This window comes from Inquilinus ginsengisoli, from assembly GCF_050434925.1.
In the GTDB taxonomy this organism is placed as follows: Bacteria; Pseudomonadota; Alphaproteobacteria; order DSM-16000; family Inquilinaceae; genus Inquilinus; species Inquilinus ginsengisoli_B.
In genome coordinates this window covers 1,135,087-1,157,675 of sequence record NZ_JBNDJK010000001.1, presented here as the reverse complement: position 1 = coordinate 1,157,675, position 22,589 = coordinate 1,135,087, and the positions used below count along the sequence as shown (strand labels likewise).

21 protein-coding genes are annotated in these 22,589 nt (G+C 68.3%); 11 read left to right on the top strand and 10 right to left on the bottom strand.

Features of this window, described 5'->3' with window-relative positions; translation table 11 throughout:
- Positions 1-160 precede the first annotated feature (160 nt).
- The 7 genes from fabA to mug all read left to right on the top strand — a co-directional run bounded on the left by fabA (position 161) and on the right by mug (position 7,360).
- Complete coding sequence (gene fabA / locus QFZ27_RS05740) at positions 161-697, top strand: 3-hydroxyacyl-[acyl-carrier-protein] dehydratase FabA (RefSeq protein WP_429225132.1); 537 nt, start codon at positions 161-163, stop codon at positions 695-697.
- 19 nt (positions 698-716) lie between these two features.
- On the top strand, positions 717-1,934 hold the full coding sequence (gene fabB, locus QFZ27_RS05735) for a beta-ketoacyl-ACP synthase I (protein WP_429225131.1): 1,218 nt from the start codon (positions 717-719) through the stop codon (positions 1,932-1,934).
- Positions 1,931-2,764, top strand: a complete 834-nt coding sequence (fabI, locus tag QFZ27_RS05730) for an enoyl-ACP reductase FabI (protein WP_429225130.1) — start codon at positions 1,931-1,933, stop codon at positions 2,762-2,764. The genes fabB and fabI overlap by 4 nt, the downstream gene beginning before the upstream one ends.
- A gap of 30 nt (positions 2,765-2,794) precedes the next feature.
- Complete coding sequence (locus QFZ27_RS05725; RefSeq protein WP_429225129.1) at positions 2,795-3,370, top strand: pyridoxamine 5'-phosphate oxidase family protein; 576 nt, start codon at positions 2,795-2,797, stop codon at positions 3,368-3,370.
- A 664-nt stretch (positions 3,371-4,034) separates the two neighbouring features.
- A complete protein-coding gene (locus QFZ27_RS05720) occupies positions 4,035-5,201 on the top strand; it encodes an HlyD family secretion protein (RefSeq protein ID WP_429225128.1) in 1,167 nt (388 codons plus the stop codon).
- Positions 5,198-6,808, top strand: coding sequence for an MFS transporter (locus QFZ27_RS05715; protein WP_429225127.1), 1,611 nt, complete (start codon positions 5,198-5,200; stop codon positions 6,806-6,808). Before QFZ27_RS05720 ends, QFZ27_RS05715 begins: the two co-directional genes overlap by 4 nt.
- 6 nt (positions 6,809-6,814) lie before the next feature.
- On the top strand, positions 6,815-7,360 hold the full coding sequence (gene mug, locus QFZ27_RS05710) for a G/U mismatch-specific DNA glycosylase (RefSeq protein WP_429225126.1): 546 nt from the start codon (positions 6,815-6,817) through the stop codon (positions 7,358-7,360).
- Between the two features lie 152 nt (positions 7,361-7,512).
- Here mug and QFZ27_RS05705 read toward each other — a convergent pair whose 3' ends face one another.
- Both QFZ27_RS05705 and QFZ27_RS05700 read right to left on the bottom strand, forming a co-directional pair.
- Positions 7,513-7,965 (bottom strand): chromate resistance protein ChrB domain-containing protein, encoded by a 453-nt coding sequence (locus tag QFZ27_RS05705; RefSeq protein WP_429225125.1) that lies wholly within the window; start codon positions 7,963-7,965, stop codon positions 7,513-7,515.
- Positions 7,966-7,967: 2 nt separating this feature from the next.
- Positions 7,968-8,927 carry a Fe-Mn family superoxide dismutase gene (locus QFZ27_RS05700; protein WP_429225124.1) on the bottom strand — a complete coding sequence of 320 codons (960 nt, stop codon included), beginning with the start codon at positions 8,925-8,927 and terminating at the stop codon, positions 7,968-7,970.
- 96 nt (positions 8,928-9,023) lie between these two features.
- Here QFZ27_RS05700 and QFZ27_RS05695 point away from each other — a divergent pair, with 96 nt between their 5' ends.
- From QFZ27_RS05695 to QFZ27_RS05685, 3 genes are all read left to right on the top strand, one after another.
- Positions 9,024-10,004, top strand: coding sequence for a chromate resistance protein ChrB domain-containing protein (locus tag QFZ27_RS05695; RefSeq protein ID WP_429225123.1), 981 nt, complete (start codon positions 9,024-9,026; stop codon positions 10,002-10,004).
- 17 nt (positions 10,005-10,021) lie between these two features.
- Positions 10,022-11,431 (top strand): chromate efflux transporter, encoded by a 1,410-nt coding sequence (chrA, locus tag QFZ27_RS05690; RefSeq protein ID WP_429225122.1) that lies wholly within the window; start codon positions 10,022-10,024, stop codon positions 11,429-11,431.
- Between the two features lie 139 nt (positions 11,432-11,570).
- A complete protein-coding gene (locus tag QFZ27_RS05685) occupies positions 11,571-12,752 on the top strand; it encodes an integrase core domain-containing protein (RefSeq protein ID WP_429225121.1) in 1,182 nt (393 codons plus the stop codon).
- Positions 12,753-13,186: 434 nt separating this feature from the next.
- Here the strand turns inward: QFZ27_RS05685 and QFZ27_RS05680 are convergent, their stop codons facing one another.
- Genes QFZ27_RS05680 through QFZ27_RS05670 form a run of 3 tightly spaced genes read right to left on the bottom strand, consistent with a single transcriptional unit; the run spans position 13,187 to position 16,999 of the window.
- On the bottom strand, positions 13,187-15,454 hold the full coding sequence (locus QFZ27_RS05680; protein WP_429225120.1) for a xanthine dehydrogenase family protein molybdopterin-binding subunit: 2,268 nt from the start codon (positions 15,452-15,454) through the stop codon (positions 13,187-13,189).
- Positions 15,447-16,505 carry an FAD binding domain-containing protein gene (locus QFZ27_RS05675; RefSeq protein ID WP_429225119.1) on the bottom strand — a complete coding sequence of 353 codons (1,059 nt, stop codon included), beginning with the start codon at positions 16,503-16,505 and terminating at the stop codon, positions 15,447-15,449. Before QFZ27_RS05675 ends, QFZ27_RS05680 begins: the two co-directional genes overlap by 8 nt.
- A complete protein-coding gene (locus tag QFZ27_RS05670) occupies positions 16,502-16,999 on the bottom strand; it encodes a (2Fe-2S)-binding protein (protein ID WP_429225118.1) in 498 nt (165 codons plus the stop codon). The genes QFZ27_RS05675 and QFZ27_RS05670 overlap by 4 nt, the downstream gene beginning before the upstream one ends.
- Before the next feature lie 203 nt (positions 17,000-17,202).
- Here QFZ27_RS05670 and QFZ27_RS05665 point away from each other — a divergent pair, with 203 nt between their 5' ends.
- Positions 17,203-17,835, top strand: a complete 633-nt coding sequence (locus QFZ27_RS05665; protein WP_429225117.1) for a TetR/AcrR family transcriptional regulator — start codon at positions 17,203-17,205, stop codon at positions 17,833-17,835.
- A gap of 79 nt (positions 17,836-17,914) precedes the next feature.
- Here the strand turns inward: QFZ27_RS05665 and QFZ27_RS05660 are convergent, their stop codons facing one another.
- The 5 genes from QFZ27_RS05660 to QFZ27_RS05640 form a co-directional block, all read right to left on the bottom strand.
- Positions 17,915-18,913, bottom strand: coding sequence for a quinone oxidoreductase family protein (locus QFZ27_RS05660; RefSeq protein WP_429225116.1), 999 nt, complete (start codon positions 18,911-18,913; stop codon positions 17,915-17,917).
- Between the two features lie 217 nt (positions 18,914-19,130).
- Complete coding sequence (locus QFZ27_RS05655) at positions 19,131-19,640, bottom strand: nuclear transport factor 2 family protein (protein WP_429225115.1); 510 nt, start codon at positions 19,638-19,640, stop codon at positions 19,131-19,133.
- Between the two features lie 145 nt (positions 19,641-19,785).
- On the bottom strand, positions 19,786-20,562 hold the full coding sequence (locus QFZ27_RS05650) for an SDR family NAD(P)-dependent oxidoreductase (RefSeq protein WP_429225114.1): 777 nt from the start codon (positions 20,560-20,562) through the stop codon (positions 19,786-19,788).
- Positions 20,563-20,580: 18 nt separating this feature from the next.
- Positions 20,581-21,474: an NmrA family NAD(P)-binding protein gene (locus QFZ27_RS05645; RefSeq protein ID WP_429225113.1), complete on the bottom strand. Its 894-nt coding sequence runs from the start codon at positions 21,472-21,474 to the stop codon at positions 20,581-20,583.
- 124 nt (positions 21,475-21,598) lie between these two features.
- Complete coding sequence (locus tag QFZ27_RS05640) at positions 21,599-22,567, bottom strand: alpha/beta fold hydrolase (RefSeq protein WP_429225112.1); 969 nt, start codon at positions 22,565-22,567, stop codon at positions 21,599-21,601.
- Positions 22,568-22,589 lie beyond the last annotated feature (22 nt).

The window sequence follows — 22,589 nt, the reverse complement described above, 5'->3', positions numbered from 1 at the left end:
GAAAGGTGCCGTGATCCCCGAAGCTAGGGGGCCGGAGGGTCGCAGGCAATGCCTGTTCGCCGCGACCATTGGGCCCATCTATATTCACAGAGCCGCCGCCGCTGGGCTCGGACTTGTGCCCATCCGAAAAAACGCTACAGTCGCGCGCGTCGGTGAGACCATGGAAGGCGCCAACGCGGCCGTGACCGGTAAATCGAGCTACACCTACGAAGACCTGCTGTCCTGCGCGCATGGCGAGCTGTTCGGCCCCGGCAATGCCCGGCTGCCGCTGCCGCCCATGCTGATGATGGACCGGATCACCACCATCAACGACGACGGCGGCGCCCATGGCAAGGGCGAGGCCGTGGCCGAGTTCGAGATCCGGCCGGACCTGTGGTTCTTCGCCTGCCATTTCGAAGCCGACCCGGTGATGCCGGGCTGCCTGGGCCTCGACGCGCTGTGGCAGCTGCTGGGCTTCTACCTGGGCTGGACCGGGGCGCCGGGCAAGGGCCGGGCGCTGTCGACCGGCGAGGTCAAGTTCACCGGCCAGGTGCTGCCCGACGCCAAGCTGGTGACCTACCGCCTGGACCTGAAGCGGGTGATCAACCGCAAGCTGGTGCTGGGCATCGCCGATGGCAGCGTCGCCTGCGACGGCAAGATCATCTTCGAGGCCAAGGATCTGAGGGTCGGCCTGTTCACGTCGACCGAAGCCTTCTGACGAACCGCGGAGAACCACCATGCGTCGCGTCGTCGTCACCGGGCTCGGCATCGTGTCGAGCATCGGCAACAACCAGGACGAGGTCACCGCCAGCCTGCGCGAGGGCCGTTCCGGCATCGTCGCGGCGCCGGAATACAAGGAGCTCGGCTTCCGCTGCCATGTCCACGGCACGGTGAAGCTGGACCCGGCCGACCATGTCGACCGGCGCATCCTGCGCTTCATGGGGCCGGGTGCTGCCTACAACTACATCGCCATGGCCCAGGCCATCGCCGATGCCGGGCTGGAGGAGAGCGACGTCTCGAACGAGCGCTCCGGGCTGATCATGGGCTCCGGCGGGCCGTCGACCTCGAACCAGGTCGACGCGGCCGACATCACCCGCGAGAAGGGGCCGAAGCGGATCGGCCCCTATATGGTGCCGCGCTGCATGTCGTCGACCAACTCGGCGACGCTGGCGACGCCGTTCAAGATCAAGGGCGTCAACTACTCGATCTCCTCCGCCTGCTCGACCTCGGCGCATTGCATCGGCAACGGCGCCGAGCTGATCCAGTGGGGCAAGCAGGACATCGTCTTCGCCGGCGGCGGCGAGGAGCTGCACTGGACCCTGTCGGTGCTGTTCGATTCGATGGGCGCCTTCTCCTCGCGCTTCAACGACACGCCGGAGCGCGCGAGCCGCGCCTATGACCGCGACCGCGACGGCTTCGTCATCGCCGGCGGCGGCGGCACCGTGGTGCTGGAGGAGCTGGAGCACGCCAAGGCGCGCGGCGCCAGGATCTATGGCGAGCTGGTCGGCTACGGCGCCACCTCAGACGGCTACGACATGGTCGCGCCGTCGGGCGAGGGCGCGGTGCGCTGCATGCGCCAAGCACTGGCGACGGTGGAGGGGCCGGTCGACTACATCAACACCCACGGCACCTCGACCCCGGTCGGCGACGTCACCGAGCTGGGCGCGATCCGCGAGGTGTTCGGCGACAAGGCGCCCAAGATCAGCTCGACCAAGTCGCTGTCGGGCCATTCGCTCGGCGCCGCCGGGGTGCACGAGGCGATCTACAGCCTGCTGATGATGAAGCACGACTTCATCACCGCCAGCGCCAACATCGAGAATCTCGACCCGGCCGCGGAGGGTTTCCCGATCGTGCGGCAACGGATCGATAATGCCGGGCTGACCACAGTCCTCTCCAACAGCTTCGGCTTCGGCGGGACCAACGCGACGCTCGCCTTCAAGCGGTACGCTGCATGACCACCACTTCGACCGAACGCCGCGGCACCGGCCTGATGGCCGGCAAGCGCGGCCTGATCATGGGCGTCGCCAACAACCATTCGATCGCCTGGGGCATCGCCTCGGTGCTGGCGCGCGAGGGGGCCGAGCTGGCCTTCACCTATCAGGGCGACGCCTTCCGCAAGCGGGTCGAACCGCTGATCCAGTCGATCGGCGCCAGCTTCCTGGCGCCCTGCGACGTCGAGGACGAGGCGTCGATCGCCGCCCTGTTCGACCGGCTGGGCGCGGAATGGGGGTCGATCGACTTCCTGGTCCACGCCATCGCCTATTCCGACAAGGAAGAGCTGAAGGGCCGCTACCTCGACACCACGGCCGAGAACTTCAGCCGCACCATGCGGATCAGCTGCTACAGCTTCACCGCGCTGGCGAAGCGGGCGGCGGCGATCATGCCGGATGGCGGCAGCCTGCTGACGCTGACCTATCTCGGCGCCGAGCGGGTGATGCCGAACTACAACGTCATGGGCGTGGCCAAGGCGGCGCTGGAGGCCAGCGTACGCTACCTGGCGGCCGATCTGGGCCCGCAGGCGGTCCGGGTCAACGCGATCTCGGCCGGGCCGATGCGCACCCTGGCCGGCAGCGCCATCGGCGACGCGCGCTACGTGTTCCGCTTCAACCAGCAGAACAGCCCGCTGCGCAAGAACGTCACCCTGGACGAGGTCGGCGGCGCCGCCCTGTATCTGCTGGGGCCGCTGTCGACCGGCGTCACCGGCGAGGTGCACCATGTCGACGCCGGCTATCATGCCATCGGCATGCCGGCCGCGCCGCGCAACAGCGAGGCGGCGGAGGTATAGTCGCCCGCCCGTTCGCGGGAGAGAGGGGCCATGGCCAAGCAGTTCCCGGAGATCTCGCCGGCGCTGCAGGAGTTCATCCTGCGCCAGCGGGTGTTCTTCACCGCCTCCGCCGCCGCCACCGGGCGGGTCAATGTCTCGCCGCGCGGCACCGACATGCTGCGGGTGCTGGGGCCGAAGGCGGTGGTCTATCTCGACCTGACCGGCAGCGGCAACGAGACCGCGGCGCATCTGCGCGCCACCGGCCGGCTGACCCTGATGCTCTGCGCCTTCGAGGGCGCGCCGATGATTCTGCGGCTGTACGGCGCCGGCCGGGTGCTGCGCCGCGGCGGGGCGGACTATGCCCGCCTGCTGGCGGCGGAATATGGCGGCGTGGAACCGCTCGGCGCCCGGCAGATGATCCGGCTCGACATCGACCTGGTGCAGACCTCCTGCGGCTTCGGCGTGCCGCTGTTCGACCATGCCGGCGAACGCCCGACCCTGGCCCGCTGGGCCGAGGCGAAGGAGAGGCAGGAGGGGCTGGAGGCCTATCGCCGGCAGAAGAACACCCGCAGCATTGACGGGCTGCCGACCGGCCTGTTCGAGGACGACCCGATTTCTGCCGGGTGACGCCGGCTCGTCCTGGAGCAGCAGCGTCAAATCACGACGGCGGTCGGCGCGGTCTGCGAAAGACAGGCGGCCGCGGCTGTCCGGCACCTCACCCCATGCGCTCGACCCAGGCCGCCCGCGAAGGCCCGGCCTCGAACGGTCGGCGAAATACTGGGTCTCGCGCGCCACCTTGCCGTCCAGGAACTCCATGACGCTCACCGCAAAGGATGGCCGGCCGTCATAGGAGAGAACGAATTCGGTGACCCAGAGGTCGCCCGAACCAACGATGCGGCGCACCTTGAAGCGCTTCGCATTCGGCTGCGCGGCGCGGGAGGGCTGGATGTTGTGCCGGCCCCTGATACGCTCGCCCGATTGCGGGTATTCGAGCACCGCCTTCCCGGTAGATATCGTGCTCGGCAGCGAAGTCGCCGGCGTCCGAGGCGGCCCAGTGACGATCGAGAGCCTCGCGAATCCCGCTTTCGTCCATCCTGCTGCTCCCGCTCCTGAAGTTGCCGAGGAATCCGGCAGTCGGACCTAACCGTAGGTGTAGTCGACGGCGTAACGAGGCGTCGACTAAACTTGCCGGATTGAGACTGTGTTCGGCCGGCGGGTTGCACGGCGACCGCACGCAGCCTGGGCTCAGGACAATGAGCGTGCCCGTGGCCGGAATCCGAGGGAAATCGTGATGGATCAGCCGCCAGCGCCCTCGGCTCTCAGCCCTTCCGCACCGCCGCCCGCTGCCGGGCAGCCGCCTGCTGCCCCGGACCAGAGCACCGGCACCAGGCCGGCCGCACCGTCGCATCGGCTGGGCGCCTGGCTGCTCCGGCTGGTGATCCTCGTTATTGCGGGCAGCATCGTTGCCCTGTTCGTCATCCGCTGGGACGTCTGGGCCGGCCAGGCGAGCCGCCAGACCACGGACAACGCCTATGTCCGCGGCGACATCACCCCCCTCAGCGCCCAGGTCGACGGCTATGTCGAGCGCGTCGCCGTGACCGACTTCCAGCTGGTCAAGGCCGGGGACCTGCTGGTCGAGATCGATGACCAGGACTATCGGGCGCGGGTGGACCAGGCCGCGGCGGATGTGCTGGGCGCGGAGGCCGCGATCCAGAACCTGAAGGCGCGCAAGGACCTGCAGCATGCCGAGATCGACCAGGCGCAAAGTGTCATCGCCGCGACCCAGGCCGATGTCGATCGCACCAAGCTGGAGCTGAGCCGCCAGCAGACCTTGCTGGGGACCACCTTCGGCACGGCCCAGAGGGTGGAGCAGGCCGTCGCCGACGAAAAACGCTTCGAGGCCACCCTGACGCGCAACCAGGCCGAGTTCGAGGGCGCTCGCCGGCAGATGGGCGTGCTCGACACCCAGGAGCTGCAGCTCCGCGCCGATGCCAAGGCCAAGAACGCGGCGCTCGCGCTGGCCAAGACCAATCTCGGCTACACCCGGATCATCGCACCGGTGGACGGCATGGTCGGCGAGCGCGGGGTCCGTGCCGGACAATATATACGTCCTGGCACCCAGGTCATCTCCGTGGTCCCGCTGGACAATGTCTGGGTGATCGCGAACTACAAGGAGACCCAGCTGACCCGGGTGGCGATCGGCCAGAAGGCCGAGGTCACCTTCGACACCTTTCCCGGAACGACCGTGACCGGCCGGGTCGACAGCATCGCGCCGGCCAGCGGATCGCAGTTCAGCCTGCTGCCGCCGGACAACGCCACCGGCAATTTCACCAAGGTGGTGCAGCGCATCCCGGTCAAGATCCTGCTCGATCCCGGCAGCCCGCTGGCCGGCCGGCTGCGTCCCGGCATGTCGGCGGTCGCGACGATCCTGACCGACGGCGCGCCGGCGCGGCCGTGACCGTCACCCTCGAGGCTGCGGGCGCCCGTACGAGCCCCGCGGCGGCACCCTGCCTGCGTCCCGTGGCCGGCGTCGCGGCGGTGCTGCTGGGGGCCGTCATCTCGACGCTGAACACGCGGGTCACCAGCTTCGGCCTCGCCGACATCCGCGGCGGGCTCGGCCTCGGCTTCGATGAGGGGTCCTGGCTGACCACCGCCTTCTCCGCCAGCCAGATGGTGGTGGCGCCGTGCGCGGCCTGGCTCAGCATCGTCATCGGCACCCGGCGCTTCCTGCTCTGGGCCAGCGTGATCTTCATCCTGTCCTCGCTGCTGCTGCCGTTCATGGCCGGCTACGAGGCCGTCATCGCCCTGCAGATCGTCCGAGGCTTTGCGGTCGGCACCTTCATTCCCGCCTCCCTCGGCTTCATCCTGCGCAGCCTGGCGCCACGCTGGTGGATCTGGGGCATCGCCGCGTACGCCTTCCGCTTCACCTTCTCCCAGAACGTCGCCGCCTCGCTCGAGGCCTGGTATTCGGAGACCGGCCAGTGGCAATGGATCTTCTGGCAGAATGTCGTCCTGACCTCCGCCATGGCCCTGATCATCCTCTGGGCGGTGCCGCGCGAGGGCATCAATCGCGAGCTTTTGCGCCGCACCGATTGGGGCGCCATCATCTTCGCCGGGCTGGGCTTCGGGTTGCTCTATGTCGCGCTGGACCAGGGCAACCGCCTCGACTGGCTGAATTCCGGCGTCGTCATCGGCTGCCTGGCGGGAGGGCTGCTGCTGGTCGCCGCCTTCATCGTCAATGAGATGGTCGTCGAGCGCCCCCTGATTCACCTGCGGGTGCTGGGCCAGGCGAATGTCGCGATCCCGGCGCTGCTGATCTGCATCTACGGCTTCGGGGCCCAGGCCACGGCCTTTGTCCTGCCGGACTATCTGACGCGCATCCAGGGCCTGCGGGCGCTGCAGGTCGGCGACGTTCTCAACTGGATCGCCCTGCCGCAGTTCCTGATCATCCCGCTGGTGGTGCTGGCGCTGCGAAAGATCGATGCGCGCCTCCTCCTGGCCATCGGTTTCGCCCTGATCGCGATCGGCAGCTGGATGGACACGGGCCTGACCCATGACTGGGCCGGCGGCGACTTCCTGCCCTCCCAGATCGTCGAGGCCGTCGGCCTGGCCATCGGCCTGACGTCACTGGTCACCTTTGCCGTCTCGAACATCACGCCGCCCCAGGCCGCCGCCATCGCCGCGACGATCCAGATCTTCCGGCTGTTCGGCATCGAGCTGGGGACGGCCTTCATGCAGACCTTCGTGCGGGTGCGCGAACAGGTCTATTCGAACCTGACCGGGCAGCATCTCAGCTCGGGCTCCGACGTGGTGGACCGCGTCGTGACCGCGCTCTCGAATGTCTTCGCTCAGCGCGCCAACAATATCGGGCTGGAGACCAGCCAGGGGATCGCTCAGGCCGGCCGGTTCGTCCAGCGCGAAGCCTATGTGCTGGCCTATATCGACGGCTTCTGGATCGTCGCCTGGGTGCTGGCGCTGGCCTTGCTGCTGGTGCTGCTGCTGCGCCGCCCGCCACCCAACCCGATGACGCCGCCGCGCATCGATCTTCCCTCGACGCGCGGGTAACCCCCGATGGAGCTGTCCTATTTCGACATACTTGCGCCGGGTCTTCCGGTGGTCTTCTGCGGCATCAATCCCAGCGCCCGGGCGGCTGCCTCCGGCCACAATTTCGGATCGGCGTCCAACCGCTTCTGGCCCGTCCTGCACCTGTCCGGCTTCACGCCCGAGAGGATTTCGGCCCAGGACGATCGCCGTCTGCTCGAGTTCGGGTGCGGCATCACCGCCGCTGTTTCGCGGGCCACGCGCAGTGCCGGCGAGTTGCACGGTCACGAACTGCGGGATTCCGGAGGGGGGCTCCGCGCTAAGCTCGAACGCTTCCGCCCCGAGACCATCGCATTCCTGGGAAAGGCTGCTTATGAGGCGATCGCAGGCGAGCGGGTCGATTGGGGGCCGCAACCCTCCCGGTTCTGTGGTGCCGCCGTCTGGATCCTGCCGAACCCGAGCGGACTCAATCGCAGCTTCAGCCTTGCCGATCTTGTCGGGGCTTACACAGCCCTGAGAGTCGAGCGCTCGTCCTCCCTGACGCGTTGGATGACTCGAAGGTCTCGCGAAGGGTGACGGATGTTCCGCAAGCGGGCGGCAGAGCGTCAGTCTGCGCCGGCGGCCAGGGCTGACCTCGATCAGCGCGGCCACCTCTGGCCGCGACCCGCTGGCAGCAGTCCGATGCGCGGCGCACTCGGCTCCTTTTGCTGCGGTCCCGCCTTCGGAGTTCAGGCCTTCGGTTTCCAGTTGTGCGTCTCGCCCTTGAGGGTCCGGCACCAGGTGTAGAGCGCGTCGTAGACGACCAACCCGTGCTTCAGCATCTCGTGGTCGTCGGGGAAATTGGCGGACAGGCCGAGCGAGATGGCGAACAGCCCGGCCGATTGCGGCGTCAGGTCGTGCCGCGAGGTGTCGGCGCCGCGGACGATCACGGCGAGCTGCCGCAACGCCGGGTCGTCGAGCCGGTATTTCTCGAGGAAGGCGTCGAAGCTGCACTGCTCGCCGACATGGCTGAGCTCGACATCGGGCACGTCATAGGGGACGGCGCCGGTCTCCCGGGCCGTGTCCAGAACCCGGTCGGGCGGCACGTAGAGGAACTCAGGCTCCTTGTCGATGAACCGGGCGACCAGCCAGGGGCAGGCGATCCGGTCGATCTTCGGATGTTCGCGCGTGACCCATTTCATCGTCATCTCCCTTCGGTTGCGGTCAGCGGCACGGTCGGCCCGCCGATCGCATGCCAGGCGGCGATGCCGCCGGCGAGGTTGCGGGCGTCGAGGCCGCGGCGGCGCAGCTCGGCGACGGCATCGCCGCTGACCTGGAAGCCGTAGACGCAGTAGGCGATCACCGGCCTGTCCCGCGGCAGCTCGCCGGCCCATTCGGCGATCCGCTCCGGCGCCCGGATCTGCGCGCCCGGCAGCATGTCGCTGCGTTTCGCCATGTCGTCGGCAAGGCAGATGTCGAGCAGGACGAGCTCCTCGCCGCGCTCGAGCCGCGCCCGCAGGTCTTCGGGCGCGACGGCACCATCCTCGGCCCTCACGGGTTCGACAGGCATCCGATGCCCCGACGCACGGCCGAAGCGCGCGGCGACCCGCTGCCAGTGGATGTTCTTCATGAAGGCGTCGACATAGGCGCCGGCCTTGGCGCCGAAGTCGATGTGATAGGCGTGCTCGTACATGTCGAGCGCCAGGATCGGCACGCCCCCGGCGAGGCAGTTCGTGTGGTCGGCCGCCCACTGGATCACCAGCCGGCCGTGCCGCTCCGACCAGGTCAGCAGGGTCCAGCCGGAGCCCCCGGCCTGGGCCTTGGCGCAGGCGGCGAAGACCGAGCGCCAGCCGGCGACGCTGCCGAAGTCGCGCTCCAGCATGGCGGCGAGTTCGCCCTCGGCGTCGCCGAAGCCGCCGAGCCCGTCGAAATAGACCTCGTGCAGGATCATCGAGTTGGTGGCGACCAGCTCCTCCCGCTTCAGCCCGTTGATCTCGAACAGCGGCGCCGTCGTCCAGTCGAGGCCCTGGAGCCGGGTTTCGATCGCATTCAGGCGGCGGACCGCGCCGCCGTAGTTGTTCTCGTAATGGCTAGCCAGGAGCCGTTCGGACAGGCCGTCGAGGCGGGGCGGCTTGAACGGCAGAGGCACGATCCGGTGGGGCATGGCGTCCTCCAGTGCGGCACATCGTTCAGCTCCGGGACGCTACGCCCGATTCTGAAATGATACAAGTGTTGCAATTTATATAGTCGATGATACGGTATGGATATGATCGACGATGCGCGCCCGGCTGAGCAGCGGTGGCTGTTGCTGATCCACCAACTGCCGACCAAGCCGGCCTATTTCCGGGTGAAGATCTGGCGCCGGCTGCAGGGCATCGGCGCCGTGGCCGTGAAGAACACCGTCTACGCCCTGCCGGCGAATGCCGAGACGCAGGAGGATTTCGAGTGGCTGCTGAAGGAGATCGTCGAGGGCGGCGGCGAGGCGATGGTGTGCGAGGCACGGCTGGTCGACGGCTTGTCCGACGGCCAGGTGCGGTCGCTGTTCGACGCCGCGCGGGACGAGGACTACGAAGCGCTCATCAAGGAGGCGCGGGCCCTTTCGGCCAAGCTGGTCGCGACCACCGCCCAGGATGAAAGCGCTGAGCTGTCCGGGCAGGTCAGGCGCCTGCGCAAACGGCTGATGGAGATCGCGGCGATCGACTTCTTCGGCGCCACCGGCCGCCTCTCGGCAGAAAGCCTGATCGCGGGCCTCGAGGCCCGGATCGCGGAGGACAAGGACATGACCGAGGAACAGCCGCAGGCAGTGACGAATCTTGTCGGGCGGGTCTGGGTCACGCGCCAGGGGGTGCATGTCGACCGCATCGCCTGCGCCTGGCTGATCCGCCGCTTCATCGATCCCGACGCGGTGATCCGCTTCGTGCCGGGCAAGGGCTACGTCCCGAAGGCGGGCGAGCTGCGCTTCGACATGTTCGAGGGCGAGATCACCCATGAGGGCGATCGCTGCAGCTTCGAGGTGCTGCTGGGCCGCGCCGGGCTCATCGATCCGGCGCTGCAGCCGATCGCCGAGATCGTCCACGACATCGACCTGAAGGACGGCAAGTTCGGGCGCGAGGAAGCCACCGGCATCGGCCACCTGATCGCCGGCGTCGCCATGGCGAACAAGGACGACGAGCAGCGGATCGCCCAAGGCTCTCCCATCTTCGACAACCTCTACCAGTATTTCCGCACCAAGCGCGGGTGATCCGCGGGGAGCCGCCGATGGTCGAGAGAATGCTGGCGCCGGACCACGAAGCCGCGAGCGCGAAAGAGGCGACTGTCGGCAGCCCGGCCGCGATGCCGCCGCTACCGTCGCTCGGCGAGGCCACCCGAGTCTGGCTCAAGATCGGCTGCCTGTCCTTCGGCGGTCCGGCCGGCCAGATCGCGCTGCTGCATCGCGAGGTGGTCGACGAGCGCAACTGGGTGAGCGACCGGCGCTTCCTGCACGCCCTGAACTTCTGCAACCTGCTGCCCGGGCCCGAGGCGCAGCAGCTCGCCGTCTATCTCGGCTGGCTGATGCACGGGCCGATCGGCGGCATCATCGCCGGCCTGCTGTTCGTCATCCCGGGCGCCATGGTCATGCTGGCGCTGTCGGCGATCTACGCCACGCTCGGCGCGGTCCCGCTCATCGCCGCGCTGTTTTTCGGGTTGAAGAGCGCCGTCCTGCTGCTGGTCATCGAGGCCGTACTCCGGATCGGCCGACGGGCCCTGAAGGGGCGCGTGGCCTGGGCGCTCGCCGGCGCCTCGTTCCTCGCGCTGTTCCTGTTCAACGTGCCGTTTCCGATCGTCGTCTTGACAGCCGGCCTGATCGGGATCCTGGCTCCCGGCCACTTCGCCGGCGGGGCGCACGGGAAGGCCAAGGATGGGCCGCCGGCCCTGCTCGACGCCGTGCTCGCCGCCGATCCCGGCCGCGCCAACCGCCTGGCGCGAGGCGCGCTCGTGGCGGGCCTCGTATGCGCTGCGCTCTGGCTGCTGCCCGTGGCCGCCCTGCTGCCGGTCGGCGGCGTCTACGCCGATGTCGCGTGGTTCTTCTCGAAGATGGCGGTCGTGACCTTCGGCGGCGCCTATGCCGTCCTGGCCTATGTCGCCCAGGAGGCGGTCCAGAGCTACCACTGGCTGGGCGCGCCGGAGATGCTGACCGGACTGGGCCTCGCCGAGACGACGCCCGGGCCGCTGATCCTGGTGCTGCAGTTCGTCGGCTTCCTGGCCGGCTATCGCGCGCCCGGCAGCCTGTCGGGCATTCCCGGCGGCGTGATCGCATCGATGCTGACGGTATGGGTGACGTTCCTGCCGTGCTTCATGTTCGTCTTCCTGGGCGCACCCCTGATCGAGCGGCTCCAGGAGAACCGGAAGCTGTCCGGCGCCCTGTCGGCGGTCACGGCCGCCATCGTCGGGGTGGTGGCCAACCTGGCGGTCTGGTTCGCGCTGCATGTCCTGTTCCGCCAGACGGTCCCGGTGGAAGGCCTGGGAATGTCATTCGCCGCGCCGGTGCCGGGCAACCTCGACCTTTGGGCCTTGGCGCTGGCCGTGGTCGCGGGCCTCTGCGTGTTCCGGCTCAAGCTCGGCGTGATGTGGATCCTGGCGGTCTGCTCGGCCGCGAGCATCGCGCTGCATTTCGCCATGGGGGTCTGAAAAGGTCCCGCCTGGCGGGAGAGGCCGGGCGTCCGCAGTGTCCAGTCCGGATAGAGAGGTAACAGAATAGACCGGATGGATGGGTGACAGCTCTACTTCGGCAGGGAGGGCCTGCGGATGCCTTGAAGAGAGCTGTGCCATGGATCAGAGAGTGTCGTTGATCGGGGACTGGCTGGGCGGGGAGTGGACGGTGGTGGAACTGTCGGAGCGCTACGGGATCAGTCGGAAGACGGCGTACAAGTGGATTGATCGGTATCGGGCGGAGGGTTCGGCGGGGCTGTCGGAGCGGAGCCATGCGCCGCGAGTGCACGGCCGAGCGACGCCGGTGGAGTTGGCGGCGGCGATCATCGAGCAGAAGCTGGCGCGGCCGAGTTGGGGTCCGCGCAAGATCATCGCGAAGCTGGAGGAGCGCTATCCGGAGGCGGCCTGGCCGGTGCCGTCGACGGCTGGGGAGATCCTGAAGCGGGAGGGTCTGGTGCAGCCGCGGCGTCGGCGTCATCGGGTGCCGCCGACGCTGGGCGGTCTGACGGTGGCGGAGCGGCCGAACCAGGTCTGGGCGACAGACCACAAGGGCTGGTTTCGGCTGGGCAATGGCGAGCGGTGCGAGCCGCTGACGATCGGCGACGGCTATGCGCGGTATCTGCTGGGGCTGACGGCGGGCGACAGCACCCGGGGTGAGGAGGCGCGAGCGGAGTTCGAGCGGAGCTTCGAGGAGAATGGCCTGCCCGAGATCATGCGGTCGGACAACGGTTCGCCGTTCGCCTCGCCCGGAGTTACCGGGCTGACGCGGCTGAGCGCCTGGTGGGCGAAGCTGGGCATCCGGCACGAGCGGACGGCACCGGGCAAGCCGCAGCAGAATGGACGTCAGGAGCGGTTCCATCTGACCCTGCGGGAGGCGATTGAGCCGGCGGCGGCCGACCGGGCGGCCCAGGCTGCACGCTTCGCCGAATTCCGGGCGTATTACAACCACGAACGGCCGCATGAAGCCTTGGGGCAGACGCCGCCGGCGCGGCACTATCAGCCGTCGCCGCGGCCGTTGCCGAAGCGTCTGCCGGAGCCGGAGTATCCCCGGGAAGCCGATATCCGCCGGGTGCGTTCGAACGGCGAGATCAAGTGGGCGGGCGACTTCCTGTTCGTGTCCGAGGTTCTGGTCGGCGAATGGGTCGCCATCGAGGAACGCGAAACCGGCGAGCTGCGCATGCGCTTCTACAACACGCCGATCGGGGTGATCGACCCCCAACCCGACGCAGCTGTCACCCATCCATCCGGTCTAAAATGTCACCCATCTATCCGCTGGACATCGCGCAGCGAGACCGGGTGAGGGCAGCTCGGCTTCGACATCAGGATAAGCGTTTCAGCACCGGGCGGGTCATGCGCTCGCCCGCGGCAAAGCTGTGCTTTCGGTGAGGCCGCTATCCCTCACCCGGACATCCTTCGGATGTCCGACCTCTCCCGCAAGCGGGAGAGGTCATCTGTTCGTATACCGACCGCCGGTGTCTCAGGTCGATGTGTGAATGCCGCAGCTACCCGGGGAACGGCCGGGGCTTCCGAGTCCAAATCGGTCCGCGCCTTGTCCATAGAACCCGCAGCCATCCGATGCCGGATGCGAGCGTGTCCACGTCGGCAGTCGGCGGTTCCGGTCAACGTGATCCTGGAGACAGGCCGAGCGTGCCGGCGGGAGGCGCGAACCGGCCCGATCATCCGCGCCCCCTGCCGTCACCGACGCCACCGAGGTTCTTGCGCTTGCCCGGTGAGCTAGTCCGATGCCGGCGTCAGCAGGTCATGCAGCCTGATCGGGAAACGGCGGACGCGCGTTCCCGTGGCGTGCCAGACCGCGTTCGCCACGGCCCCGGCGGTGCCGGTGATGCCGATCTCCCCGACCCCCTTGATGCCCAGGGCGTTCACATGCGGATCGTGCTCCTCGATCATCAGAGCATCGATCGACGGCACGTCGGCATTCACCGGAACGTGGTACTCGGCAAGATCGGCGTTCAGGATTCGGCCGGAGCGCCGGTCCATCACCGCTTCCTCGTGCAGCGCGAAGGACACGCCCCAGATCATGCCGCCATAGTACTGGCTGCGCACGAGGCGAGGATTGATGACCCGTCCCGCCGCAAAGGCGCCGACAAGACGGGTGACGCGGATCTGGCCGAGATCGGGGTCGACCTTGACCTCGGCAAAGACCGCCCCGTGCGCATGCATCGCATAGGCCGACTGAGCCGCGGGGTCCGCGGCGCTCCTGCCGCGGCCCTCCAGCTCGGCCAGCCCGGCGCGGGCGAGAATGTCGACATAGCTCTCGCTCCGGCTTTCGTCGTCGCGGCGGAACAGGCGGCCGCTCCGCGCCAGCACCCCGGCATTCCCCGCCCCGAACAGGGGCGAACGCTCATCACCCATCGCCAGATCGGCCAGCTTGGCGATGACATCGGCGCCGGCGCCGTGGATCGCCATCCCGGCCGTGGCCGTATGGGCCGAGCCGCCGGCGATGCCGGCATCCGGAAGATCGGATGAGCCGGCCCTGAACTCCACCTGCTCGAGATCGAGCCCGAGGCCGTCGGCCGCGATTTGGGCCAGTGCGGTCCAGGCGCCCTGGCCCATGTCCTGGGCGCCGGTCTCCATCACGCCGGTTCCGTCGCGGCGCAGGATCGCACGGGCCTGGGCCTGGAACATCAGCGCCGGGAAGGTCGCGGTGCCCATGCCCCAGCCGGTGAGGAAGCCGGCCTCGTCCCGCATCTGTCGCGGCGCGAGCGGCCGTCCCGACCAGCCGAAGCGCGCCGCGCCCTCCGCATAGCATTCGCGCAGGGCCTTGGAAGAGAACGGTTTGCCGGAGATCGGCTCGACCTCGGCGTAGTTCTTCAGCCGGAACGCCAGCGGATCCATACCGGAGGCCCAGGCCGCCTCATCGATCGCGCTTTCCAGCGCGATCGAGCCCGTGGCTTCCCCGGGCGCCCGCATGAACAGCGGCGTGCCGGTGTCGACGCGGACCACCTCGTGCGAGGTGGCGATGGCCGGGCTGGCGTAGAGCGTGTGCGAGGCGTCGGCTGCCGGCTCGAAGAAATCGTCGAAGCTGCTCGACGTCACCTTCGCGTGATGGGCGAGCGCGGTGATCCGGCCCTCGACGTCGAGGCCGATCCGGAGCGTCTGGCGGGAGGGCGCGCGATGGCCGACCGGCCCGTACATCTGCTCGCGGCGCAGCACCAGCTTGACCGGCCGGCCGACCAGCCGGGCCGCGAGGATGCCGAGGACCTGCGGGCCGGAGACCAGGCCCTTGGAGCCGAAGCCGCCGCCGAGGAACGGGCTGCGGATGTGGATCTTCTCGGGCGGGATGCCGAACAGCCCCGCGATCCGGCCCTGCGCCATCGCCAGACCCTGACTCGGCGTGTCGATCGACAGGGCATCGCCGTCCCAGACGGCGACGATGGCGTGGGGCTCCATCGCATTGTGGTACTGGTCAGGCGTCTCGTAAGTCGCCTCGACGCGGTTCGGCGAACCGGCGAGGGCGGCCTCGACCTCGCCCCGTTCCACCTGGGCCGGATTGCCGACGCCGACGGCCGGCGGCACGAAGCTCTCGCCCCCGTCGAGCCCGGCCCGTGGCGGCAGGCTCTCGTATCGGGACGACAGCAGCGCCGCGCCCTCCGTCGCGGCCTCCAGCGTCTCGGCGATCACCACCGCAATCGGCTGGTTGGCGTAGCGCACCAAGTCGTTCTGCAGGACGTCGATCCGGAACATGAACGGGTTCGACTTCTCGTCCGGATCCATCGCCAGCGGCGGCCGGTTCCCGGGAGTCATGACCTCGATCACGCCCGGATGGGCCTTGGCCGCATCGACATCGAGAGACGTCACCCGGCCGCGGGCGATGCGGCTGACCGCGAGAACCGCGTACAGCATCCCCGCCGGGTGATTGTCGGCGGCGTAGCGCGCCGCCCCGGTCACCTTCAGGACGCCGTCACGGCGCGTCAGCGGCTGGCCGATGCTGGAGCCGTGGCGCGTATGGGCGGGACCGGCTGTGGGGCGGATCTCAGTCATCGTGGCGCGCTCCGCAAGCAGATGAGAACGGCGAGGCCGGAAGGGCGGGGAGGCGCTCGGGCGTGCCGGCCGCGGCCAGCGTCAGGGCGCGGACGAGGACCCGGCGCGCGAGCTCGATCTTGTAGGCGTTGTCGCCCGAGGGCCTGGCATCGGCCAAAGCGGCCTCCGCGGCCTGCCGGAAGGCGGCGGCGCCCGGCCTGGCGCCGGCGAGAACAGCCTCCGCTGCCCGGGCGCGCCATGGCTTGGCCGCTACTCCGCCAAGCGCGAGCCGGACCTCCCGGATCGTGCCGTCCTCGATCCGGAGCGCCGCCGCCGCCGAGACGACGGCGAAGGCATACGAGGTGCGTTCGCGCACCTTGAGATAGCGGGCATGAGCGGAGAATGCGGCGGCCGTCGCCGGCAGGCGGATGGCGACGATCAGGTCGCCCGGCTCGAGCGCGCTCTCGCGATCGGGCGTCGCACCCGGCAGCCGGTGGAGATCCTCGACGGCGATCTCGCGCCGGCCGCCCCTGCCCTCGATCTCCGCCACGGCATCCAGCGCGACGAGCGGCACGCAGAAGTCGGAAGGGTGGGTGGCGATGCAGCTGTCGCTCCAGCCGAGCACGGCATGCAGCCGGTTCTCGCCGTCGCGGGCGTCGCAGCCCGCGCCCGGCTCGCGCCTGTTGCAGGCGCTCGCGGTGTCATAGAAATACGCGCAGCGCGTCCGCTGCAGCAGGTTGCCGCCCACCGTCGCAGCATTGCGGAGCTGCGCCGAGGCGCCGGACAGCAGCGCCTCCGCCACCGCCGGATAGCTCCGGGCGAAATCCGGGTCGTGGGCGAGGTCGGCATTGCGGACCAGGGCGCCGATGCGAATCCCTCCGTCCGGCAAGGCTTCGATGCCGTCGAGCCCCGGCAGGCGCGTGATGTCGACCAGGCGGCCGGGGCGGGAGACGCCGCCCTTCATCAGGTCGAGCAGGTTCGTGCCGGCGGCGAAATAGGCGGCTCCCGGCTCGGCCGCAGCCGCGACGGCATCGGAGATCGTGGCGGGCCTGATGTATTCGAAGGTGTTCATGCGGCGTCTCTCCGGCCGGCTTCGGCCAGCGTCTTCTGCGCTTCCAGCACCGCTTCCGTGATCCCGGCATAGGCCGCGCATCGGCAGAGATTGCCGCTCATGCCTTCGCGGATGCGTTCGGGGTCGTCGCCGGCCTGGCCTTCCCCGATCAGGCCGATGGCGCTCATGATCTGGCCCGGCGTGCAGAACCCGCACTGGAAGCCGTCATGGGCGATGAAGGCCGCCTGGACCGGATGAAGCTCGTCGCCGCGGGCGACGCCCTCGATCGTGAGAAGGTCAGCCCCGTCATGGCTGACCGCGAGCGCCAGGCACGAATTGATGCGGCGGCCGTCGACCAGCACCGTGCAGGCACCGCATTGGCCGCGGTCGCACCCCTTCTTCGTGCCGGTCAGGTCGAGGCGTTCGCGCAGGAGATCGAGCAGGGTGATCCGCGGATCATCCAGCTCGATGTCATGCCGCGCACCATTCACGGTGAGGCTGATCGAGAAACTCATGCAGGACTCCGATCGGTGATATCGTCGAAGACATGGCGGCCGCACCAGACGCGCGGCTGGGGCCGGAACGGCCGGATTTGCGTGCTATGAGGACACCAGGCGCCCCGCCTTGATCGACAGGGCGTTTCGAAGGCGCGTCCGTTCGGATAATATACGGAGGGGCCCTCCGTTTTTCAAGCAGGAAGGATGCCCGGACGAGGAATATGGAAGAGAACTCGGCAAAGACCACCCGGAAGCCGCGCGCCGACGCGGCCCGCAATCGCGAGCGCGTGCTGGAAGCTGCGAAGGCCGTGTTCAGCGCCGGCGGACCGGACGCCAGCCTCGAGGCCGTGGCAAGGCAGGCCGGGGTCGGCATCGGCACCCTGTACCGGCACTTCCCGACCCGCGACGCCTTGTTCGAGGCGGTCTATCGACGCGAGGTGGAGCAGCTCGGGGCATTGGCCGAGCAGCTGAAGGGCGAGGCGGCGCCTGTCGATGCCCTGCGCTCCTGGCTCAGATCCAACGTCGAACTGGTCGCGACGAAGAAGGGCATGCTGGCGGCGCTGGCGCTGGCGACCCATGGCCGGTCGGAACTCTATGCTTACACGTTCGACCGCCTGACCAAGGCCGCCGGCACGCTGCTGGACCAGGCCGTCTCGGCCGGCGAGATCCGCCCCGACATCAGCGCCGAGGACCTCCTGCGCGCGCTCGTGGGCATGTGCTACATGCACGACCAGCCCGGCTGGCAGCAAACCGTGCTGAAGCTGTTGGATGTCTTCGTCGACGGCCTTCGCCTGCAGACGGGGCGAAGCCACCGGCGCCCTACCCCTCCCTCTTCCCCCCTCCCGCGAGGGTAGACGCTGGCGACCGGCCGGCGCCTGGTCCGAGGCGGTCAGAGCGCCCTTTGCACATTCGTGCGTGGCAAGCTGACGCCGGTCAGACGCTTGGGTCGAGCACGACGATGCCTTGTACCTCGCGCCGCTCCAGCAACCCGTGTGCATCGGCGGTGCGGCTGAGTGGCAGGACCGCGGCGACGTTCGCCTTGATGGACCCGTTGGCCATGCCGTCGGCGAGAAAGCGGAGCGCGCGTTGGATCAGTTCCGGCCGCTGGAAGAAGCTCGGCAGGTACATCCCCGAAAGCGACTGGGCCTTCGCCATGAGTCGCCGCGGCGCAAGCGGCTGACCCGGCCCGCGCGTCGACCCGACGACGACGCACCGGCCAAGCATCGCGAGACATTCGAAGTTCTGGTCGAAGACATCGCCGCCAATCGTCTCGAGGATGACGTCAACACCGCGCCCATCGGTGTGCTCGAGCATCTTCTGCGGCCAATCGGGCCTATCATAGGCGATCGCATGGTCGGCGCCGATGCTGCGCACGAACTCGCGGCGGGCGTCACTGCTGGCGGTGCCGATAACAGTGCCGGCGCCCAGCGCCTTGGCGATCTGGACAGCCAGGCTGCCGACGCCGCCGGCGGCGCCCTGAACCAGAACGCTTTCACCTTTGCGCAGCGTCGCGCAGGCCTGAAGAGCCAGAAATGCGGTGACGCCCTGGCAGGGCAAGCTGGCCATGGCGACGTCATCGGCATCCTCATCGAGCGCCACCACCATCTCGGCACGTGCAACGGCCTTCGCGGCATAGGCTCCCTTCGCCATCAGCGCCATCACCTTGCGGCCTTCGAGCGCAGAATCTGCCCCGGGCCCGGATCGCAGCACGCGCCCGACGACCTGCAGCCCCCCGACGTGCGGGAGGGTGACCCCGCCGACGCGAGTTTCCGCGCGATTGTAGACGCCGAGGCGCTCGCGAATGTCAGGGAAGTTGACGCCGATCGCCGACGTCTCGATCAGAACGTCGCCTGGACCCGGTTCGGGGTCGGGAAGCTCGACATATTCGAGCACCTCGGGACCGCCGAACGTCCGGTACCGGATAGCTTTCATGAGGGCCGCCTTCGACCGCCTCGCTCACCTGAGCGGGCTCTGGATTGACTGTGATCCGTCCGGCCGCACTCGCCCCGACCTGCTCCAGACCGAGACCCCGAGTTGGCCGGTCGGCGTCATGGACAGCATTGCGCCGGCGAGCGTCGGCCATTGCGTCGTGGGCGCGCCGGCGCCAGGGACGAGACCGCCGCGCAGGAGTTTGCGGTCCATAATTCCTCTAGAAATGAAACTCCTTGTCCTCGGACACGTTCTGGACCCGCTTGTGACGGACGCGCCAGTCGCCTCCTGTGATCCTGGTCAGCCGGTCGGTGACCATCGCGTAGGAAATCAGCTTCGGCAGGTGCTCGTCATATTCCATGATCTCCATCGGCGCGGTCTTGAGTCTGCCCGCCTGACTTGAAGGCGCGACGCGGATCAGCAGGATGTAATAGGTGACGATAACGTCCTCGCCCGGCCCGGCGTCGATCACATGGTTGCAGTTGTGCCGCCGCACGCCGTGCGTGATGGGCTCATAGGCCTTCAGGAACGTCGCCAGTTCTTCTTTCCCGGTGCTTCGGCCGAGCGGATGGTCGACGATCACATCATCCGAGAACGCGGCGAGCAGTTCCTCCGCCTGCCATCGGTCGAACAGGAAATTCACCCGGTTGACGAAATCGATGGCCTCGAACCGGGTGTCGGCGTCGATCCTCCGGTTCGAGGATGCCGGTGCTGAATCGCTGGCGCTCATGCCGAGCTCCTTTGGCAATGGGAATGTACCGAAGGCGCCGTGGGTAAGCGACTTCGCGCTAGAATGAAGCTGGCCCGCGGGCCCGCCGTTTGTCGGCGGCCGGGCCCGTACGAATGGGCCAGCGTGGAGATGTTGCGGTCGTGCGCTAGGCGATGGAGTCGACAACACCGCCGTCGACACGCAAGGCCGCACCGGTCGTCGCCGATGCCTGATTCGATGCGACGTAGACCACCATGTTCGCGACCTCCTCGACGGTCGCTGGCCGCCGGATGATGGAAGTTGGCCGATGCGTCCTAACAAAATCGATGCCGACCTCCTCGAAGGACCGATCGGCGGTGACTTGGTCCTTGAGCATCTCGGCTGCGCCCTCGGAAAAGGTCGGGCCCGGCAAGACCGAATTGACCGTCACACCGGTGCCGGCCATGCGCTTGGCAAGACCGCGCGCGACCGCCACGTCGGCGGTCTTGCTGACGCCGTAATGGATCATCTCGACCGGGATGTTGAAGGCGGATTCCGAGCCGAGGAAGATGAATCGCCCCCACGACTTCGCGGCCATTCTCGGAAGGTAGGCACGCGCGAGGCGAACCCCGGCCATGACGTTCACCTGCCAATGACGATCCCAGATGGCGTCATCGGTCTCGAAGAAATCGAGCGGCTGGAAGATGCCGAGATTGCTGACGACGATATCCGGCGCGGGCTCGGCCCGGATCAGTGCCGTGCACCCGTCCGACGTGGCGAGGTCGATGGCCTGGCCGCTCGCCCGATCGCCGAGCCGCGCCACGGCCGCCTCGACCTTCTGCCTGGTGCGGCCATTGATCACCACCGCGGCGCCTGCCTCGTGAAGCCCGCGGGCGATGGCGAATCCGATGCCCTCGGTAGAGCCGGTGACGAGGGCGACCTTGCCTGAAAGATCGATGTTCATCTGCTTCCCCCGCGACCGTCACGCCGCCGCATCGAGGCTGTCGAAGGCGGCCCGATGCGACGCGACGAACGCCTGCACCGTCATCGGCGGGGTGCCCGTGATCTCGGCGATGATCTTGTCGGCGCCCGAGAAGATACCGTTCTGATAATCGACGGCGATGGCGCAGAAATGCTGGATCAGGAACTCGGGCAGCCCGAACTTCTCGAGCCGCTCCCGATACTCGGGGATGGTCAGCGGCCGGTAGTTGATCGTCCGCCCGAGCACTTCGCTGATCGCCGCAGCGATGCCCGGCTGGTCCAGTTCGGTCGGGCCGTGGAGCGTGTAGGTCTTGCCGACATGCGCGGCCGGATCCACCAGGAGCGCGGCGATCAGGCGTGCCTGGTCCTCGGCCGCGATCGGGGCATGGCGTCCGGCGCCATAGGGCAGATCGATGATGCCCTGCTCAACGATCGTCTTGCGCGCGAACGGGTAGAGCAGCCATTGCGAGAAGAAGGTCGGCCGCAGGTGCACGGTCGGAACGCCCGACCAGTCGAAGATCCGCTCGGCGATCCAGTGATCGCGCGCCGCATGGCTCTTGGAATCTTCCCGCGCCGAAATCTGCGACATGTTGATCACGGCCTTGAGGCCGGCCCGCCTGGCCGCATCGGCGAAATATGCCGTGGTCTGGATGATGCCGGGACGAACGGGGTAGCAGAAGTAAGCGGCGGTGGTGTCGGCCGTGACGCGGATTGCGTCGTCGTGCTCGAAGAGGTCACCGACCACGACCTCGGCTCCCTCTCGCCGCAGCGCCTCGGCCCGTTCATCCTCTTTGCAGACCATCGCCCTGACGGCGTGACCATCGCCGAGAAGGCGTCGGACCGTGTAGCGGCCGGTCTCGCCGGTGGCCCCGGCAACCAGGAACTTGTCGGTCATCATTCATCTCCAAGGTGGGTGGAAAAGGTTCAAGCGAACCCGAACGTCCGGCTGGCTCGAACAGCGCTCGCCGGGTGGGGACGGATCCGGCTCCGTCCTCCACCTTCTGGAGCGAAGCGCGGCGTCAGCCTCGAAGGAACGCCAGCAGATCGGCGTTCAGCCGGTCCTTGTCGACATGCAGCAAGCCGTGGGACCCGCCCTCGTAAACCACAAGCCTGGCCTGCGGGATGAGCTTGGCGGTCAACGTCGCCGAGATCTCCAGCGGAACGATCTGATCGTCGCTGCCATGCACCACCAGCGCGGGAACGGTGATCTTCTTGAGATCCTCACGGAAATCGGTTTCCGAGAAAGCGCCGAGTGCGTGATAGGCGGCGAGGATGCCGGTCGCCTGCCCTTGCCGCCAATAGCTCTCCCGCAGCCCCTCCGAGACGTGAGCGCCCGGCCGGTTGAAGCTGTAGTACGGTGTGGTGACGTCGAGATTCCACTGCGACCGGTTGGCCTGGACGGCCGCGCGAAAGCCATCGAACAGTTCCTTCGGCGCACCTGTCGGATTGGTCGCGGTCTTGAGCAGGAACGGCGTCACCGAGGAGATGAAGGCGACCTTGGCGACGCGGCTCTGGCCATGACGGGCGACGTAGCGCGCGACCTCGCCGCCGCCCATCGAATGGCCGATGAAGGTCGCGTGGCGCAGATCGAGCGCATCGACCAATTGCGCCAGATCGTCGGCAAAGGTGTCGTAGTCGTATCCCGCGGCCGGCTGGCTCGACCGGCCGAAACCGCGACGGTCGTGGGCGATGACGCGATAGCCGTTCTGCAACAGGAAGAACATCTGGTCCTCCCAGGCGTCGGACGAGAGCGGATAGCCGTGACTGAACACCACGGCCGGCCCCGAGCCCCAATCCTTGAAGTAGAGGCTGGTGCCGTCTTTGGTGATGAGGCGATCCGCCGTCGGCTTGCCGGCGCTCGCCGGCGCCGCGGTTCTCGCATCGGCAGCGCCGGCGCCGGCAGCAGCGGCAAGACCGACGCCGGCGGCGGCGACCCCCTTGAGGAGGTTGCGCCGAGAAGCGCCATCAGGCGGTGAGATCGTGGACACGGTGAACTCCGCGGGAAAAGCG

Excerpts from the sequence above, each read along its gene's own strand:
- fabA (WP_429225132.1), top strand. The coding sequence starts at position 161 with ATGGAAGGCGCCAACGCGGCCGTGACCGGTAAATCGAGCTACACCTAC.
- fabB (WP_429225131.1), top strand. The coding sequence starts at position 717 with ATGCGTCGCGTCGTCGTCACCGGGCTCGGCATCGTGTCGAGCATCGGC.
- fabI (WP_429225130.1), top strand. The coding sequence starts at position 1,931 with ATGACCACCACTTCGACCGAACGCCGCGGCACCGGCCTGATGGCCGGC.
- QFZ27_RS05725 (WP_429225129.1), top strand. The coding sequence starts at position 2,795 with ATGGCCAAGCAGTTCCCGGAGATCTCGCCGGCGCTGCAGGAGTTCATC.
- QFZ27_RS05720 (WP_429225128.1), top strand. The coding sequence starts at position 4,035 with ATGGATCAGCCGCCAGCGCCCTCGGCTCTCAGCCCTTCCGCACCGCCG.
- mug (WP_429225126.1), top strand. The coding sequence starts at position 6,815 with ATGGAGCTGTCCTATTTCGACATACTTGCGCCGGGTCTTCCGGTGGTC.
- QFZ27_RS05705 (WP_429225125.1), bottom strand. The coding sequence starts at position 7,965 with ATGAAATGGGTCACGCGCGAACATCCGAAGATCGACCGGATCGCCTGC.
- QFZ27_RS05700 (WP_429225124.1), bottom strand. The coding sequence starts at position 8,927 with ATGCCCCACCGGATCGTGCCTCTGCCGTTCAAGCCGCCCCGCCTCGAC.
- QFZ27_RS05695 (WP_429225123.1), top strand. The coding sequence starts at position 9,024 with ATGGATATGATCGACGATGCGCGCCCGGCTGAGCAGCGGTGGCTGTTG.
- chrA (WP_429225122.1), top strand. The coding sequence starts at position 10,022 with ATGGTCGAGAGAATGCTGGCGCCGGACCACGAAGCCGCGAGCGCGAAA.
- QFZ27_RS05685 (WP_429225121.1), top strand. The coding sequence starts at position 11,571 with ATGGATCAGAGAGTGTCGTTGATCGGGGACTGGCTGGGCGGGGAGTGG.
- QFZ27_RS05680 (WP_429225120.1), bottom strand. The coding sequence starts at position 15,454 with ATGACTGAGATCCGCCCCACAGCCGGTCCCGCCCATACGCGCCACGGC.
- QFZ27_RS05675 (WP_429225119.1), bottom strand. The coding sequence starts at position 16,505 with ATGAACACCTTCGAATACATCAGGCCCGCCACGATCTCCGATGCCGTC.
- QFZ27_RS05670 (WP_429225118.1), bottom strand. The coding sequence starts at position 16,999 with ATGAGTTTCTCGATCAGCCTCACCGTGAATGGTGCGCGGCATGACATC.
- QFZ27_RS05665 (WP_429225117.1), top strand. The coding sequence starts at position 17,203 with ATGGAAGAGAACTCGGCAAAGACCACCCGGAAGCCGCGCGCCGACGCG.
- QFZ27_RS05660 (WP_429225116.1), bottom strand. The coding sequence starts at position 18,913 with ATGAAAGCTATCCGGTACCGGACGTTCGGCGGTCCCGAGGTGCTCGAA.
- QFZ27_RS05655 (WP_429225115.1), bottom strand. The coding sequence starts at position 19,640 with ATGAGCGCCAGCGATTCAGCACCGGCATCCTCGAACCGGAGGATCGAC.
- QFZ27_RS05650 (WP_429225114.1), bottom strand. The coding sequence starts at position 20,562 with ATGAACATCGATCTTTCAGGCAAGGTCGCCCTCGTCACCGGCTCTACC.
- QFZ27_RS05645 (WP_429225113.1), bottom strand. The coding sequence starts at position 21,474 with ATGACCGACAAGTTCCTGGTTGCCGGGGCCACCGGCGAGACCGGCCGC.